The 13323-nt window shown below is 36.8% G+C and carries 23 protein-coding genes; 17 read left to right on the top strand and 6 right to left on the bottom strand.

Going from position 1 to position 13323, the window contains the following annotated elements; genetic code table 11:
* The first annotated feature begins 23 nt into the window (after positions 1-23).
* The 11 genes from ACP8HH_RS13760 to ACP8HH_RS13710 all read left to right on the top strand — a co-directional run bounded on the left by ACP8HH_RS13760 (position 24) and on the right by ACP8HH_RS13710 (position 5417).
* Positions 24-932, top strand: a complete 909-nt coding sequence (locus ACP8HH_RS13760) for a DUF6731 family protein (protein ID WP_438312204.1) — start codon at positions 24-26, stop codon at positions 930-932.
* A gap of 5 nt (positions 933-937) precedes the next feature.
* Entirely contained in the window at positions 938-1435 is a 498-nt protein-coding gene (locus ACP8HH_RS13755; protein ID WP_438312203.1) for a hypothetical protein, read from the top strand.
* Between the two features lie 35 nt (positions 1436-1470).
* Positions 1471-1827, top strand: coding sequence for a hypothetical protein (locus ACP8HH_RS13750; protein WP_438312201.1), 357 nt, complete (start codon positions 1471-1473; stop codon positions 1825-1827).
* Between the two features lie 5 nt (positions 1828-1832).
* Positions 1833-2075, top strand: coding sequence for a hypothetical protein (locus tag ACP8HH_RS13745; RefSeq protein ID WP_438312200.1), 243 nt, complete (start codon positions 1833-1835; stop codon positions 2073-2075).
* Entirely contained in the window at positions 2075-2836 is a 762-nt protein-coding gene (locus tag ACP8HH_RS13740) for a peptidoglycan DD-metalloendopeptidase family protein (RefSeq protein ID WP_438312198.1), read from the top strand. Before ACP8HH_RS13745 ends, ACP8HH_RS13740 begins: the two co-directional genes overlap by 1 nt.
* 104 nt (positions 2837-2940) lie before the next feature.
* On the top strand, positions 2941-3207 hold the full coding sequence (locus ACP8HH_RS13735; RefSeq protein ID WP_438312197.1) for a hypothetical protein: 267 nt from the start codon (positions 2941-2943) through the stop codon (positions 3205-3207).
* A gap of 178 nt (positions 3208-3385) precedes the next feature.
* The gene (locus ACP8HH_RS13730; protein ID WP_438312194.1) at positions 3386-4039 is read left to right on the top strand and encodes a hypothetical protein; all 654 of its coding nucleotides are present in this window, start codon (positions 3386-3388) and stop codon (positions 4037-4039) included.
* Positions 4032-4457: a hypothetical protein gene (locus ACP8HH_RS13725; protein WP_438312192.1), complete on the top strand. Its 426-nt coding sequence runs from the start codon at positions 4032-4034 to the stop codon at positions 4455-4457. The genes ACP8HH_RS13730 and ACP8HH_RS13725 overlap by 8 nt, the downstream gene beginning before the upstream one ends.
* An 88-nt stretch (positions 4458-4545) precedes the next feature.
* On the top strand, positions 4546-4767 hold the full coding sequence (locus tag ACP8HH_RS13720) for a transcriptional regulator (protein ID WP_438312190.1): 222 nt from the start codon (positions 4546-4548) through the stop codon (positions 4765-4767).
* On the top strand, positions 4767-5126 hold the full coding sequence (locus ACP8HH_RS13715) for a hypothetical protein (protein ID WP_438312188.1): 360 nt from the start codon (positions 4767-4769) through the stop codon (positions 5124-5126). The genes ACP8HH_RS13720 and ACP8HH_RS13715 overlap by 1 nt, the downstream gene beginning before the upstream one ends.
* A 21-nt stretch (positions 5127-5147) precedes the next feature.
* Complete coding sequence (locus ACP8HH_RS13710) at positions 5148-5417, top strand: YolD-like family protein (protein WP_438312186.1); 270 nt, start codon at positions 5148-5150, stop codon at positions 5415-5417.
* A 295-nt stretch (positions 5418-5712) separates the two neighbouring features.
* Here ACP8HH_RS13710 and ACP8HH_RS13705 read toward each other — a convergent pair whose 3' ends face one another.
* Entirely contained in the window at positions 5713-6051 is a 339-nt protein-coding gene (locus ACP8HH_RS13705; RefSeq protein ID WP_438312185.1) for a YuzD family protein, read from the bottom strand.
* A gap of 83 nt (positions 6052-6134) precedes the next feature.
* Here ACP8HH_RS13705 and ACP8HH_RS13700 point away from each other — a divergent pair, with 83 nt between their 5' ends.
* Positions 6135-6371, top strand: a complete 237-nt coding sequence (locus ACP8HH_RS13700) for a NifU family protein (RefSeq protein ID WP_438312182.1) — start codon at positions 6135-6137, stop codon at positions 6369-6371.
* Positions 6372-6402: 31 nt separating this feature from the next.
* Here the strand turns inward: ACP8HH_RS13700 and ACP8HH_RS13695 are convergent, their stop codons facing one another.
* Positions 6403-7098, bottom strand: a complete 696-nt coding sequence (locus ACP8HH_RS13695) for a DUF2225 domain-containing protein (RefSeq protein WP_438312180.1) — start codon at positions 7096-7098, stop codon at positions 6403-6405.
* Between the two features lie 127 nt (positions 7099-7225).
* Between ACP8HH_RS13695 and ACP8HH_RS13690 the strand changes: the two genes are divergently transcribed.
* The 3 genes from ACP8HH_RS13690 (at position 7226) to ACP8HH_RS13680 (ending at position 9625) form a co-directional block, all read left to right on the top strand.
* Positions 7226-7588 (top strand): HesB/IscA family protein, encoded by a 363-nt coding sequence (locus ACP8HH_RS13690; RefSeq protein WP_438312179.1) that lies wholly within the window; start codon positions 7226-7228, stop codon positions 7586-7588.
* Positions 7589-7837: 249 nt separating this feature from the next.
* The gene (locus ACP8HH_RS13685) at positions 7838-9055 is read left to right on the top strand and encodes an NAD(P)/FAD-dependent oxidoreductase (RefSeq protein ID WP_438312177.1); all 1218 of its coding nucleotides are present in this window, start codon (positions 7838-7840) and stop codon (positions 9053-9055) included.
* A 240-nt stretch (positions 9056-9295) separates the two neighbouring features.
* Positions 9296-9625, top strand: a complete 330-nt coding sequence (locus ACP8HH_RS13680) for a YuiB family protein (RefSeq protein ID WP_438319183.1) — start codon at positions 9296-9298, stop codon at positions 9623-9625.
* A gap of 42 nt (positions 9626-9667) precedes the next feature.
* Here ACP8HH_RS13680 and ACP8HH_RS13675 read toward each other — a convergent pair whose 3' ends face one another.
* On the bottom strand, positions 9668-10144 hold the full coding sequence (locus ACP8HH_RS13675) for a divergent PAP2 family protein (protein WP_438319182.1): 477 nt from the start codon (positions 10142-10144) through the stop codon (positions 9668-9670).
* Positions 10145-10300: 156 nt separating this feature from the next.
* Here ACP8HH_RS13675 and ACP8HH_RS13670 point away from each other — a divergent pair, with 156 nt between their 5' ends.
* Both ACP8HH_RS13670 and ACP8HH_RS13665 read left to right on the top strand, forming a co-directional pair.
* Positions 10301-11806: a leucyl aminopeptidase gene (locus tag ACP8HH_RS13670; RefSeq protein WP_438312175.1), complete on the top strand. Its 1506-nt coding sequence runs from the start codon at positions 10301-10303 to the stop codon at positions 11804-11806.
* Positions 11807-11874: 68 nt separating this feature from the next.
* Entirely contained in the window at positions 11875-12150 is a 276-nt protein-coding gene (locus ACP8HH_RS13665) for a hypothetical protein (protein WP_438312172.1), read from the top strand.
* 45 nt (positions 12151-12195) lie between these two features.
* On the opposite strand, the gene mnhG is transcribed toward ACP8HH_RS13665, so the two are convergent.
* Genes mnhG through ACP8HH_RS13650 form a run of 3 tightly spaced genes read right to left on the bottom strand, consistent with a single transcriptional unit; the run spans position 12196 to position 13320 of the window.
* Positions 12196-12579: a monovalent cation/H(+) antiporter subunit G gene (gene mnhG, locus ACP8HH_RS13660; RefSeq protein WP_438319180.1), complete on the bottom strand. Its 384-nt coding sequence runs from the start codon at positions 12577-12579 to the stop codon at positions 12196-12198.
* Positions 12563-12844, bottom strand: a complete 282-nt coding sequence (locus ACP8HH_RS13655) for a Na(+)/H(+) antiporter subunit F1 (protein ID WP_438312171.1) — start codon at positions 12842-12844, stop codon at positions 12563-12565. Before ACP8HH_RS13655 ends, mnhG begins: the two co-directional genes overlap by 17 nt.
* The gene (locus tag ACP8HH_RS13650) at positions 12841-13320 is read right to left on the bottom strand and encodes a Na+/H+ antiporter subunit E (protein ID WP_438312169.1); all 480 of its coding nucleotides are present in this window, start codon (positions 13318-13320) and stop codon (positions 12841-12843) included. Before ACP8HH_RS13650 ends, ACP8HH_RS13655 begins: the two co-directional genes overlap by 4 nt.
* Positions 13321-13323: the final 3 nt, after the last annotated feature.

Raw genomic sequence — 13323 nt, 5'->3', positions numbered from 1 at the left:
GATGAATGAGAGGGGAGATTTAAATGTCAGTAACTAAAAGAGTTGGATTTAACTTTTTCAAGCCCTATACAAAAGTTGAAGGCGAAGACCCAATAGTAATTAATTTGGCTAGACTTTTTGAAGAAGTTCGAAAAAGATATTTAGAGGCTAGAACAGAAGGTTTAGACCAAGAATATAAACATGTGTATAGGTTTAACGATGAACCCGCAAGGCTAGCTAACGTCAGTATTGACTATGATACACAGTTTTATCACTTGGTTTTTGAAAGACTAGATTATGTTCTTCCGAATAGGACTACTTTACACGGAGAATCAAAAGCTGTTGAACTAGAGGATGATGAATATATTGGGCATGATGTCAGTGTGTTATACGATCCAGAGAATCATATACTAATGATACAAAGAAACCGTTCATCCTTAGGTCCGACCGCTATAGAAGGCTGTTTAAGAACTTTACTTCAACAGTTTGAAGTAGCCGATTCATTTGAAATGGCATTAATTACCGATAACTCCGCAAAAAGAAGAGCTTTAAATCAAAGTTCTTATAGGAAAATACAATTGAAAGTAACCGGATCAAAAGCAGATGGTATAATTGAAAGATTGTGGGGTAAAGCACCGTCAGGCTTAGATGTTGTGGAAATTTCATTGAGTTCAGGATTGAAGAAAGTTGATGAAATCGACAATGAATTTTCTAAGGAGATATTAGAGGAGTTCGTTAATGATGATGAAGTTACCTCGTTAAGAATAAGGTCAAGAGAAGATGATGAGTCAACAGTAGAGGCTATAGATTTAATAGATCATAAGTTTCAATGTTTTGCAGGGTTTAAAATTGATGATGATAGACAAATAAATCCAATTAGTGTATTTGATAGAATGGTCTACTTATATTCAAACGAAGAGAACGGAATGAGAAATAAGATTTTAAGGGTGTGAAACGAATGAACTTCTCGTATAAATACTTATTTATTACGATTTTAGTTTCATTGTTATCCGGTATTTTTTCTTATTTTTATTTACCTTTGCATAAAATCACAGGAATTGAAAAAGCTTTAGAAGGAATATTGCTTTTATCATCAATTAGTTTAGGTTTTTACGGTGCCTGCTTAAGTGTGTTTGCATCAATTTTCAATACTCCTGTAGTAAAGGAACTTATGAATGATAAAGAATATAGAAAGGAATTTTTAGTTGTTGCTAGCGCTTCTTTAATAAGTGGTTTTCTAACGGTATCAGCAACAATTGTATACCAGGTCATGATGGCTAATGAGACTCTTGGAAACAGTGTTTTAAGAATAACGAATTCTTTTTGGATAGCTATTACTTTACTTTTCTTATCATTCAATTTGTTGTTTGTTTTAGTCTCTTTTCTCATATTCTTCTCAAATACTGAAGAAGCGGAATCACCAAATGTGCATAATGGTGAAGTAAATGGTGGTTAGAACTAGATAAGAAGCATGAAGCATATAAAAGATATTTGGTTCAAGGAGAACGTCCAAATCGGGCGTTCTTTTTATTTATCAAAAAACAGGAGGTTGCGATGACTAACAACTTAGACACTATGCCAATTTGGCAGAATCATGAAAACCGAATAACAATGTTAGAAGTCACAATTACAGGCATATCAACAAAAATGGATAAAGTTGAAGAGGCCATTAAAGAAGGAAACAAAGAACAAAAAGATATGCTGAACATCATAAATAATCGTATGGTTGATGAGTTCTTCGTCAAAAAAAGAATAAACTTATCAAATGGCTGGAAACTACTTTTTGCCTTAGTTGGCGGAGGTAGTTTTTTATATTTATTAGTAGAAAAATTAATTATAGGAGGATGATTTAGATGGAATATACAGACGTACTATTAATCGCAATAATTTTTGCCCTGGTGGAGTTTCTCAAATACTTGGAAGTACCGAAAAAGATATTACCGATTGCGTCCCTCATTTTGGGCGTTGTCGGAGGTATCTTTTATATCTTTCCGCATGATTTAAAAGCGGGGATCCTTACCGGTTTAATTATGGGGTTAGCAGCAAGTGGTTTTTATTCAGGCGGAAAAACTGTGATTGAAAAGGGTGATAAATAATGTTTATACGACCATGTGATGGTGCGATCACTTCGAGATTTCAAAAAGGAAGATTAGATCCGGTCGGCGGTAAAATTAGGCGGGACCATGTAGGTACTGATTTTGCTAAAACAGGAACTGTCCCAATTCGTGCAGTTGCAAACGGCAAAGTAATATTAGCTAGAAGTACTGAAACAGACGGATTCGGAAGAGTGGTATTCATCGAGCACAACCTAAAAGAAGGTGAGTTTGTAACAGTTTACGCTCATCTATCTAGTGTTGCGGTGCGTGCTGGACAAGTAGTATCACAGGGCACAAGTGTTGGAGCTATGGGCAACACGGGCAACTCCACCGGTCAGCACTTACACTTTGAGCTACATCTCAATCAAAGGTTCTCGGATAATCGAAATGCAGTAGATACGATGATGTACCTGCCTTTAGAGGTTGCTTTAAAAAATGGCGACAAAGGCCCGAATGTTAAAAATATGCAAGATTTACTTGTGAAAAAGGGACATCTCATTAAGGCCGATGGAGTATTTGGTCCAGCGACCGAAAAGGCGGTTAAAGCGTATCAAATTCAAAACAAACTTGTTGCAGATGGCGTTGCGGGTGTTGCAACTATAGCGGTACTCGGAGCGACAAATACACCCAAAAAAGAGGACACTAAGTTGGCTAAATACAGATTGATGACAGGTACATTCGCTACGAAAGCGGATGCGGAAAAAGCGGCAATAAGGTTGAAAAAAGAATTTGGCTGGGTTGTGTATGTTAAGGAAGCGTAATGTAAAAGGCGACTACTCACTAATTTGAGTAAGTCGCCTTTTTTATTTGAAAGAAGGTCTTCATTCCCTCTTCGTCGAAACAAGTCGATAGAGGGGGATGAACAATGAAATGTCTGAAATGTGGAGTATCATTTGACGAAGATGAAATATTTATGATTATCGAAGATGAAGAAGATCCGATCTGTGACTTGTGTGGACTGAATGGTGACATATACTTAATTACATACGGAGACAATGAATTCGCGGTTCAGGAACTTACTCAAGAAAAGGCGATGGAAAGATGGAAGACTTATGTACAATGGATGGAACTTGCTGTTCCGGATGAAAAACCGAGCGTAAGGAAAATTGAATACTTTGTTCCGATTCAATAAGTAAAAAGCGACTACTCTTAATTGAGCGGTCGTCTTTTTTATTTGTCATAATTTAGAGGTTTATCCTCTCGGATGTAGAATCAAACTCTAAGAAGGTTTTGTTACTAAAGTATTATTATCTTGAATAATATTAAATAACGTGTAGCATAAACATTACATGCAGAGGGAGATGGTTAGCATGATGCTTAACAGTAATAAACACAAGCTAGAGTTATCGAGTTGGTTGGAGCGGAACCAAATCAAAGAGTTTTCTCGTCATTTAAAATTGCAAAAATTTATATTTTTTTACGAATCATTTACTAAGCTAGATGGTGAGATTGCTGATTTCACCTATTTACGAGCTTACTTAAACGGTCCAGTATACAGTGATGTTTTCGGTGATTATCAGCATCGAAGTGAACTTTTCGTGTCTACTCTATCGTCTATAGGAGTTAGTGATACCGTAAATGATGAACGTGCAAAGCTTGCAGGTTTCATAGTAAAGATATTAAATGAAGATGAGCTATCTGATCTAACTCATGAATTCAGTCCGTGGAAAGTGAAAGAAGAACAAATAAAAAAAGGCTACAAACAAATTCCGATGAGTGAATCTGACTTTACTGAAGCTGATTTTAAATTGTTAGGAACTCTAAAAGAGATGTACCCGTTAGAGTTAATCGAAAAGGTAGAGGTCGTATCTGTTGGCAAGAAAAACTTCCTGATTTCTAAAGAAGATATGGTGAAACTTACAGACGATCAGGAAAGTATATTCATTGATTTGGCTGAAAATCCAGATTTGTATAATCCTGTTTTTGTTTCATTATCTGATGATGGGGTGTTGCTAATTGATTAAAGAAAAAGACGTAGTAACGATGAGGATACCATTTCCGTATATAGATTCTGAATTGGCAGTCAGCACACATATGTACGTTTGCATGGAGAATGATAATGGGATAAGGTTTGTTAAAAGCCAAACGAAGAAACCTTATCACTTAATGGCGAACAGTGAACCATTTTATCGGGTTGTGGAGGATGCTAATCTGCAAAGGAACCCTTTTAAGAAGAAATCCCTGATCGATTGCGACAAAATGTTTGCAGTTAAAGGCATATCAATTCATTTGGATTTATTAACTACGAGTAGGAGAGATGTTTGCCAAGATTTGTTTTCGCAAATAACTAGAGCCTTATCACATGATAAATTAAGTATTCACCTCTTAGAAAAAGATCCTCTTTTAAAACTGAACTATAAAATGAAATCAATTGCTAACTAATTACCTTCGCACTTATTGTGTGAAGGTTTTTTATTTGGTTGCAATACGAACACTCATTCTATATACTAATAACAAGGGGGGAACGAGTGTGCGTAATCAATTAATGAAGTCCGTGGAGTATAGCCAATCTCTAGATATGATGTACATGGCAAAAGACGGATCTATAAGCAAGAGGCGAATCAAGGTGATACAAGTAGGGGATAACTCTTTCCGTGCATACTGTTTTCTAAGGAAATCCAGACGAACATTTATAATTGATAACGTTTTAGCACTTGTTCCTGTCATCCGGAAAGAAAGTATGGTGATCTAATGCCTTTGATATCTGTTGAGGCTATGCCGCATTTCGAAAACGCTATTTACTTCCCATTGCTAATCTTAATTTTAGAAAGAGACAGAGATTCAATTGAAAAAGGACCATTTAAACTAAAAGGCCCGTATCTTAAACTGATCGACGGAGCACTAGAATTAGTGAGAATAGAACAAAAAGAATCAAATATCTATATGCGGCGAAACAACATGAAAGTCATCAAAGGAAAAAATGACGGCACATTTACCGAATATGCTTTTTATAACGTTGGATACGAGGACCATCGACGTTACTTAAATGTCCGATTACGAAACAGAACTGAAGAATTAATGGATGTTTATTTTGCAATGGTGGGAAATTAAAAAACTGAAAGGATGATAAAAATGACAGCATTTCCAAAACCATCAACATCAAAAAAGGGTGGAGTAATGGGTCCGAAATTAACGGAAGAAGACTTCCTAGAAATTAGTGATAAAATAGGAGAAGCGATGGAACATAATAACGAAGTCGAAATCACAGTATTCCACCAAAAAAGAATTGAAAAAATTAGTGGAGTAATTACCAGTGCGGATTCGCAAACGGGGTTTCTGCAATTAAGCGCTAATCACGATAGCGTGAGGATAAACATTAACAATATTGTTGGTGTAGATTAAACAAAACGACCAATCCAGATAATATGGATGGTCGTTTTATTTTCGAGTTTCTTCTATATAATGTTCCACCCCAACATGCGGCTTGAAAATATCACACGAATTATCACAAAGTGCCCTCGATAGTTCTTAATTAACCTTCAAACTAAAGATTTTTCGATACGATGAAACCTGTTTGTGATGACGGTTCTCGACCAATCGCAACACAGCTAAAACCAACCCTCTTATAAATGGCATAACGGTTAATAATCAAAAAAATCTGTAATTGCAAGATACTTGCAATTACAGATTTTTATTATTAATTTGTATTACTGGTTGAAACATAACCTTGTTTGTCAAATTCGGAAAAAATAGGTTTAAGTGATATGTGACCTTCTCCAATCATTTTACCGTCAATCATAACAAGGGGGAAAAAGTATTCATCGTCCAATATTTGTTGTGCAATGCCCTTTTCTCTCTCATCAGTAATTGAGGATTCAATATCAATGTATTTGATTGTGTATGGTTGATTTGGATACTTTCTTCCGATTGCGGCTTGCAACCATTCGTACGTGTCCTTTGAAGAAGGTGAGTTAACACAACTTGCACAAATGATATCTGCACCATAAATTTCTACTAAAATATTGTTTTTACTCATTTAAATAACTCCTTTCGTTTACAAAGATGGATTTTTTCTTGTTTCCAGTTTATAATTACTATTAAAGAAAGGGGTCGAAAATAATGACAGATGAAATGATGAATGAACCAGTACAGGAAGTACTAAATAAATTACGTCCATTTTTACTTCGCGATGGAGGCGACTGTGAGCTTGTAGATATAGAGAATGGAATCGTAAAACTTCGCCTTCTTGGAGCATGTGGAACATGCCCAAGCTCTACAATCACTTTAAAAGCAGGAATTGAACGTGCACTTCTTGAAGAAGTTCCAGGTGTTGTAGAAGTAGAACAAGTTTTCTAAGTAACAGTATTCAATATACTTTCAAGAGGGCCTAGAATAGGGTCCTTTTTTCTTTCTCCTCACGCATTTCTTGCCATCTATCTTTTGCCATATCTATTAATTTTGGCTCGGCAGTCTGTCGCTGCGATTCAATTACATTTGAAAAACCTTTTATTGCCTGCTTTTCATCGCCTATTCTACGAGATAACTCAGCTATCATATAAAGCACTCGTGTTTCAGACATCTGGGTACCTACAAAATCTCCTTCTGTATAAGAAGTATTGTAATAATTTCGTGCAATTGTTAAAAAACGTATTTCTTCAACTGAATTATTTTCATCACGATAAAGCCAACCGATTCTCAGTGTAATGCCTGCAATTGAAATTGACTTCTCTTTTTTAAATAGTGCACTTAAGTAAGAAAGTTTATATGTTTCGATTGCTTCAAGTGCATTTCGCTCATCGCCAAAAGATCTAGCATTCCATTTTGCGGTTATCTGTTTATTAATAACATCCTTCGTTCCAGGAGCAAAATAAGGCGAGAAGTCATCTGAAAATGAAAAGCCACATTGTGGGCACACAGCAACATTATAGTAAAGTGGATTCACAAGTGGGTCTAAGTATACGGGTTTAAAGTCTGATTCATGTGCAGAAACGCGAACAAATCTAGAACGGACTTTAATTGTTTTATACTTATGAAGACAATTAATACAAGTCATACTTTTTTCATAAAACGGACTTATTTCCATAAGACACCTCCTTACGCAACTCAATATATAGTATAACTCAAAATACTTAGGAGATGAGTGATTTTGATTGCGAAAGTGATGAATACACTGATATAATAAAAGAAATTCAAGGGGCGGGTGAGCATGAATGGTTCAAGTTGTTGAAATTTCAGAAGCTGCAGCATTTCATGTGAAAGAAATGATGCGTCATAATGGTGAAGAAGGATCCCTTCTGCGTGTCGCTGTAAATGGTGGCGGCTGTAGTGGATTAACTTATGGATTAGGATTTGAGCCTGTACAATCCGAAACAGATATATTGTTAAACCAACATGGATTACAAATTATAGTTGCCAAAGAAGATGTAGATGTACTTGAAGGAACTCAAGTTGATTATAAAGAGTCTCTCATGGGAGGCGGATTTACTATAGAAAATCCCAACGCGATTCTTTCGTGTGGTTGTGGAACTTCATTCAGAACAGCGAAAAAGGTTGGTGCACCAGCAGATTGTTAAACACTTAGCCCTTCTAATAAACTTATTAGAAGGGCTATTACTTGCTTGGATTTATGAAGCAGTATATGGAATAGAAACTTTTGAAAAATTCTATTTTACATATAGTATTGATATAGCGTATCAAAAGGGCTACTATTAGGTATAGAAAGTTTTTTTAAAACTTACAAAGGCCAGGATTATGTATATTTTCGGTTATACCGCTTATATCTTTTCCAGGTACAATGAAAATTAAAGGTGGTTTCGATCTTAGTGAAAAGAAAGACAATACTAGTTTTAGGTGCGGGATACGGCGGTTTGTCAACAGTTGTTAACTTGCAAAAATCACTTGGCGCAGACGATGCTGACATTATTCTTATAAATAAAAATGAGTATCACTATGAATCTACGTGGCTTCATGAAGCTGCTGCAGGAACTTTGTCTGCTGAACAAGTTCGCTATGATATTAAAAATGTAATTAGTGAACCCAAAGTTAAGTTTATACAAGCTACTGTAGAAGCAATAGATGTAAAAGGTAAAGTTGTAACAACAAATGTTGGGACGCATACATACGATTACCTTGTTGTTGGACTTGGTTTTGAAGGAGAAACATTTGGTATTCCTGGGCTTGATAAATATGCATTAGCGATGGCGAACGTGAAATCTGCCCGTCAAATTCGTGAGCATATTGAATATCAATTTGCGACTTGGTCTGTTGAAGAAGAAAAAGATGACAGTCGTTTAACAATTGTTGTCGGTGGAGCAGGATTCTCTGGAATTGAACTTCTTGGAGAACTTGGAAACCGTGTTCCAGAATTGTGTGAAGAATTTGATGTTCCATTTGAAAAAGTTCGTGTCCTTTGTGTAGAAGCTGCTCCAATGGTTCTACCAGGATTCGATACAGAACTAGTTGATTACGCAGTTAGACAACTTAATGCTAAAGGAATCGAATTCTCTATCGGAACCCCGGTTGTTGAAGCAACTCCTGAAGGCGTAAATATTAAAAAAGGTGAAGAAGAGTTTGAATTCATCAAAGCTGGAACGGTTATTTGGGCTGCTGGGGTTCGTGGAAATCGTCTAATTGAAGAGTCTGGCATCGAAAACATGCGTGCTCGTGTGAAAGTAGAGAAAGATCTTCGTGCACCAGGACTTGATGATGTATTTATCGTTGGTGACTGTGCTCTAATGATTAACGAAGAAGTAAACCGTCCGTACCCACCAACGGCACAAATTGCAATGCAACAAGGTGATATGTGTGCGAATAACATTATTGCACTTCTTAAAGGCGAACCAACATCAGCATTTGTACCAGATTTAAAAGGTAGCATTTGCTCTCTTGGTGATGATGATGCTATTGGTGTTGCATTTGGTAAGAAAATAACAGGTAAAAAAGCGTCCTTCATGAAGAAAATGGTTGATAACCGTGCACTATTCTTAATTGGTGGATTGGGTCTTGTTATGAAAAAAGGTAAATTCAATGTACTAAAATAAGTTGTATACTAAACGTTTACCTTTTACTGTGGGTAGGCGTTTTTTTGTATTTAAAGAAAGGTTGAAATGCTGCCGTTGACGGAAGAGCTTGTCGAAGTCAATTTGATAAACCGCAAATCTACATTTCGACAATAGGTTTCAATCAATTTTGCCTAGGAGTAATTGATTGAAAGGTTTCGTGCCTTACTGTAAAATGATGAATGTAAAATGGAGGTTATCATATTGACTGGAACAATTTTAATGGCAGGATCAATTCCTTTGCCTCAATTTATGATATCGATATTAATCTTTATCGTTATTTTTTTCGGAATTGGATTTTTATTAAATATGTTGTTAAGAATGACGTGGCTTATGGCAATTATCTACCCATTCATCGTTATATTTATTATTGATGAAGTGAAGGCATTTGAGTACGTAACAAAGCCCTCATATGCTTTTGAACTTTTAGGAGAAAAGATAATGCGACTGCATACAGTGGATATCGTTATATTATTGGCGGGCCTCTTTGGAGCAATCTTGTCTGGAATCGTCATGAAAATACTTAGAAAACAAGGTTATCAAATGTTTTAAAAAAACAGTGTGTTTAAGCATAATGGCTTAAACACACTGTTTTTATTTGAAGAATGAATAAATGATGACTGATATTAGGACGCCGGTAACTGCTCCAACAAATACTTCACTCGGTTTATGTCCAAGCAATGTTTTGAGTTCTTGAAGTTTTTCTTGGTCATCCTTTTGTTGCCAACCTTTTGCTTCTTGAACGAATGTTTGAAAGTCGATACGCATTTGATTGATAATAACTGCTTGCTGACCAGCCTGGAATCGTACCCCCGTTGCATCAAACATAGTGATTACAGCAAAAATAGCAGCGAGTGCAAAAATTGGTGAGTCAAATCCAAGTTCATATGCAATTGCAGTTGCCAAAGACGTCACAGCTGCTGAATGAGAACTTGGCATACTTCCAGTCGAAGTCATAAGTTTCCAGTCGAGTTTGCCTCTTATAAAGTATTGAATCGGGATTTTTATTAACTGAGCAAAAACAATTGCAAGTAATGCCGCAAGGAGCGGTGTGTTGTAAAGAATAGCTATGCTGAACACTCCTTTTCAAATAAATAAATAATGTTTTTAGTATACCACAACGGTATCTTTTTCAAAGTAGATACAGCCAAACCGAGGAATATTTCTTTCAAAAGGTTGAAAATTTGGTATATACTAAGGAATGTACATAAAAATGGAGGGATTTATATGAAGCCACTTATAAAAGAACTAGACTTTTTTAATATTGAAGCAGATGTGTTTGTTGTTGGCGTACCGGAGCATCCGGAAAATGTTGAAGGATGGGATGAGTTCGTTGCATCATTCAGCACGCGAATTCCAGTTTGGTTAAAATCGGGAGACATTAAAACGGATTTTAAAAAGATTGTAAATGTACCGTCGATGAAAGAAAGCGGTTATAAGCGTATTCTATTCGTTGGGCTGGGTGCAAAAAAATCTTTGAATGAAAATCGTTTACGTGAAGTCTTTGCGGCTGTAGGTAAAGAACTGGCTAGCATGAGAGTAACTTCTGCAGCAATTTGGACAGCTCCATTTAAAAATGAAAAACTTGTTTGTGAGGATGTTGTTTTTACTTCGGCTGAAGGGCTCACACTTGGGGCATACAAGTTTGAAGGTTATCATACAGATTCGAATATACGTACTGTTGAACTTGAAACAGTAACTTTTTTATCATCAGCAAATAATGATGAATTAAAGGCAGCATTCGAAGTAGGGGAAGTAAATGCATATTCGGTTAATGAAGCACGAAACCTTGTAAATATGCCACCTAATATTCTAACTGCGACAGAAATGGCGAACTATGCACAAGAGCTTGCAACGAAACATGATTTTGAAATTGAAATACTTGGTAAAAAGGAAATGGAAGAGCTTGGAATGGGTGCTATTCTGGCAGTCAATAAAGGATCCGTAGAAGAACCAAAGTTAATTGTAATGAAGTATTCAGGAACGGATGAATGGAAAGATGTAGTCGGTCTTGTTGGTAAAGGAATAACGTATGATACAGGTGGTTATTCATTAAAACCTAAAGACGGTATGGTAGGCATGAAAGGCGATATGGGAGGGGCAGCAGCAGTTTTAGGTGCCATGAATATAATAGGGGAATTACGTCCTGCTAAAAACGTAGTAGCAGTTATTGCATCAACCGATAATATGGTATCTGGTGAAGCTTTCAAACCCGATGATGTTATTACTTCACTAAGTGGAAAAACGATTGAAGTATTAAATACCGATGCAGAAGGTCGTCTAGTCCTTGCGGATGCGGTTACTTATGCGTTACAATGCGGTGCAGACTATCTAGTTGACGTTGCGACACTTACAGGTGGAGTTATCGTCGCACTCGGTATGGACAAGACAGGTGCGCTTACAAACAACGAGGAATTCTTCGAAGAATTCATGCAGGCAGCTGTTGAAACTGGAGAATTTGTTTGGAGACTTCCGTTAACGGAAAATGATAAAAAGAGATTGAGAAAAAGTGATGTCGCGGATTTAAATAACTCACCAGGCCGCGATGGGCATGCAATCTTTGGCGGAGGCTTTGTCGGTGAATTTGTTGGGGATACACCTTGGATTCACTTAGATATTGCTGGAACGTCTGATGCTACGGCGGCGCATGATCTTGGACCAAAAGGTGCTACGGGAGTAATGGTGCGAACACTTGCGACTATGATTGAACGAATGGCTGAAACAGACATATAAAAGGGATGGGCTACTGCCCCCTTTCTCATTCAGACTTATGAATAGAATAAGTGAGAAGGGGGATGTATATGCCTAGAAGTTATCATGGCCGCGGTAGTTCTGGTGGTAGACGTGATGGTGGTTTTGGTCGAGGTTTTGGATTTGATGGTTTTGGATTTGGTGGGCCATTTCTTGGAGGGTTAGCTGGAGGTTTACTCGGTTCAGCTCTATTCCCAGGAGAGAGTTATAGCGGTTATCCCGTATACCCTGGATATCCCTATTATCCATATGGCTATCCATATGGATATCCACAATACTACCCACCATATGGCTATCCACCAAACAATTACTATAGACCATATTAAAAAATAAAAAGCATGGCGTCCGAATTAACGGGAGCCATGCTTTTTTTATTTTTCACTTTTTGGGTGTTTTGGATTATCGAGTAGTGCCTGTTTTAGTAAAGGTGCTAGATCATCGCCGACTGTCAAAGATGTAGGTTTTACTCCAGACATATAAGCCGCCCTACTCATTAGATGGCCACCAATTGGTGCAGTAACAAATAAAAAGACGATTCCAAGAATGAGTTTCACACTAAAATGTCCTTCCACAAACCAATAGTGAATGAAAACACCAAGTAGAATGCTGAGTACTCCAAGTGTAGCGCTCTTGGAGGCTGCGTGTGCTCGTGTATACACATCTGGTAGGCGAAGGACGCCAATTGTTGTCACGACCGTAAAAATAACGCCTACAGAGATTGTAATGATGGTTAAAATATTAGCGATTACGATCATGCTCAATAATCTCCCCTTTCTCAATAAATTTGGAGAATGCAACAGTCCCGATAAAAGACAAAATAGCAATGAGTAAAATTACTTCTATAAAAAACTTGGTCTGAAATAGAAAGGATAGTAAAGCGGTAGCAGATATTATCATTACACCAATCCCATCCAATGCGATAAGCCGATCGGGAATAGATGGACCACGCCATACGCGGTAGAGCAGACCGGCTATTGAAAGGATAACGATTACTAATGATATCCATATAAATGTCATCATTTACGACTCACCTCTTTGATGGCTTTTTCAAACGTGTTTTTAATGGAGTCGATTGCTTCATCTACATCATCCACATGAATCGCGTGAATGTATAAAGTGTTTTGATCATCCGAAACATTTATAACAATCGTTCCAGGTGTCAATGTTATTAAACTTGAAAGTAATGTAATTTCCCAGTCATGTTCAAGCTCAGTAGGCAATGCGAAAATCATTGGTTTGATATTAAGCTTCGGCTTAATAACTAAAAGAAGTACGGATATATTTGATAATGTAAGTTCCCGGAAAAAAAGTAACATGAGTTTAAATGCCGCCCATAGTCTCACGGTATATATTCTGTCTTTAAAAAAACGTCTCATCATAAATATTAAAAGAAACCCAATTAAGTATCCTATTACAAATGTCGTTGGGTTTATCGAAGAACTCATGAACATCCATACTAGAGCGATGAAAAAGTTCAACAATATTTGAAAAGCCATTGT

It is taken from the genome of Sporosarcina sp. FA9 (assembly GCF_051550205.1).
Taxonomy (GTDB): Bacteria; Bacillota; Bacilli; order Bacillales_A; family Planococcaceae; genus Sporosarcina.
Note: the sequence above shows the minus strand (reverse complement) of the source record. Positions and strands in the feature narration are given on the sequence as shown.

Coding starts and splice junctions, on each gene's coding strand:
- ACP8HH_RS13760 (WP_438312204.1), top strand. CDS start 24: ATGTCAGTAACTAAAAGAGTTGGATTTAACTTTTTCAAGCCCTATACA.
- ACP8HH_RS13755 (WP_438312203.1), top strand. CDS start 938: ATGAACTTCTCGTATAAATACTTATTTATTACGATTTTAGTTTCATTG.
- ACP8HH_RS13745 (WP_438312200.1), top strand. CDS start 1,833: ATGGAATATACAGACGTACTATTAATCGCAATAATTTTTGCCCTGGTG.
- ACP8HH_RS13740 (WP_438312198.1), top strand. CDS start 2,075: ATGTTTATACGACCATGTGATGGTGCGATCACTTCGAGATTTCAAAAA.
- ACP8HH_RS13735 (WP_438312197.1), top strand. CDS start 2,941: ATGAAATGTCTGAAATGTGGAGTATCATTTGACGAAGATGAAATATTT.
- ACP8HH_RS13730 (WP_438312194.1), top strand. CDS start 3,386: ATGATGCTTAACAGTAATAAACACAAGCTAGAGTTATCGAGTTGGTTG.
- ACP8HH_RS13715 (WP_438312188.1), top strand. CDS start 4,767: ATGCCTTTGATATCTGTTGAGGCTATGCCGCATTTCGAAAACGCTATT.
- ACP8HH_RS13710 (WP_438312186.1), top strand. CDS start 5,148: ATGACAGCATTTCCAAAACCATCAACATCAAAAAAGGGTGGAGTAATG.
- ACP8HH_RS13705 (WP_438312185.1), bottom strand. CDS start 6,051: ATGAGTAAAAACAATATTTTAGTAGAAATTTATGGTGCAGATATCATT.
- ACP8HH_RS13700 (WP_438312182.1), top strand. CDS start 6,135: ATGACAGATGAAATGATGAATGAACCAGTACAGGAAGTACTAAATAAA.
- ACP8HH_RS13695 (WP_438312180.1), bottom strand. CDS start 7,098: ATGGAAATAAGTCCGTTTTATGAAAAAAGTATGACTTGTATTAATTGT.
- ACP8HH_RS13690 (WP_438312179.1), top strand. CDS start 7,226: ATGGTTCAAGTTGTTGAAATTTCAGAAGCTGCAGCATTTCATGTGAAA.
- ACP8HH_RS13680 (WP_438319183.1), top strand. CDS start 9,296: ATGGCAGGATCAATTCCTTTGCCTCAATTTATGATATCGATATTAATC.
- ACP8HH_RS13670 (WP_438312175.1), top strand. CDS start 10,301: ATGAAGCCACTTATAAAAGAACTAGACTTTTTTAATATTGAAGCAGAT.
- ACP8HH_RS13665 (WP_438312172.1), top strand. CDS start 11,875: ATGCCTAGAAGTTATCATGGCCGCGGTAGTTCTGGTGGTAGACGTGAT.
- mnhG (WP_438319180.1), bottom strand. CDS start 12,579: ATGATCGTAATCGCTAATATTTTAACCATCATTACAATCTCTGTAGGC.
- ACP8HH_RS13655 (WP_438312171.1), bottom strand. CDS start 12,844: ATGATGACATTTATATGGATATCATTAGTAATCGTTATCCTTTCAATA.
- ACP8HH_RS13650 (WP_438312169.1), bottom strand. CDS start 13,320: ATGGCTTTTCAAATATTGTTGAACTTTTTCATCGCTCTAGTATGGATG.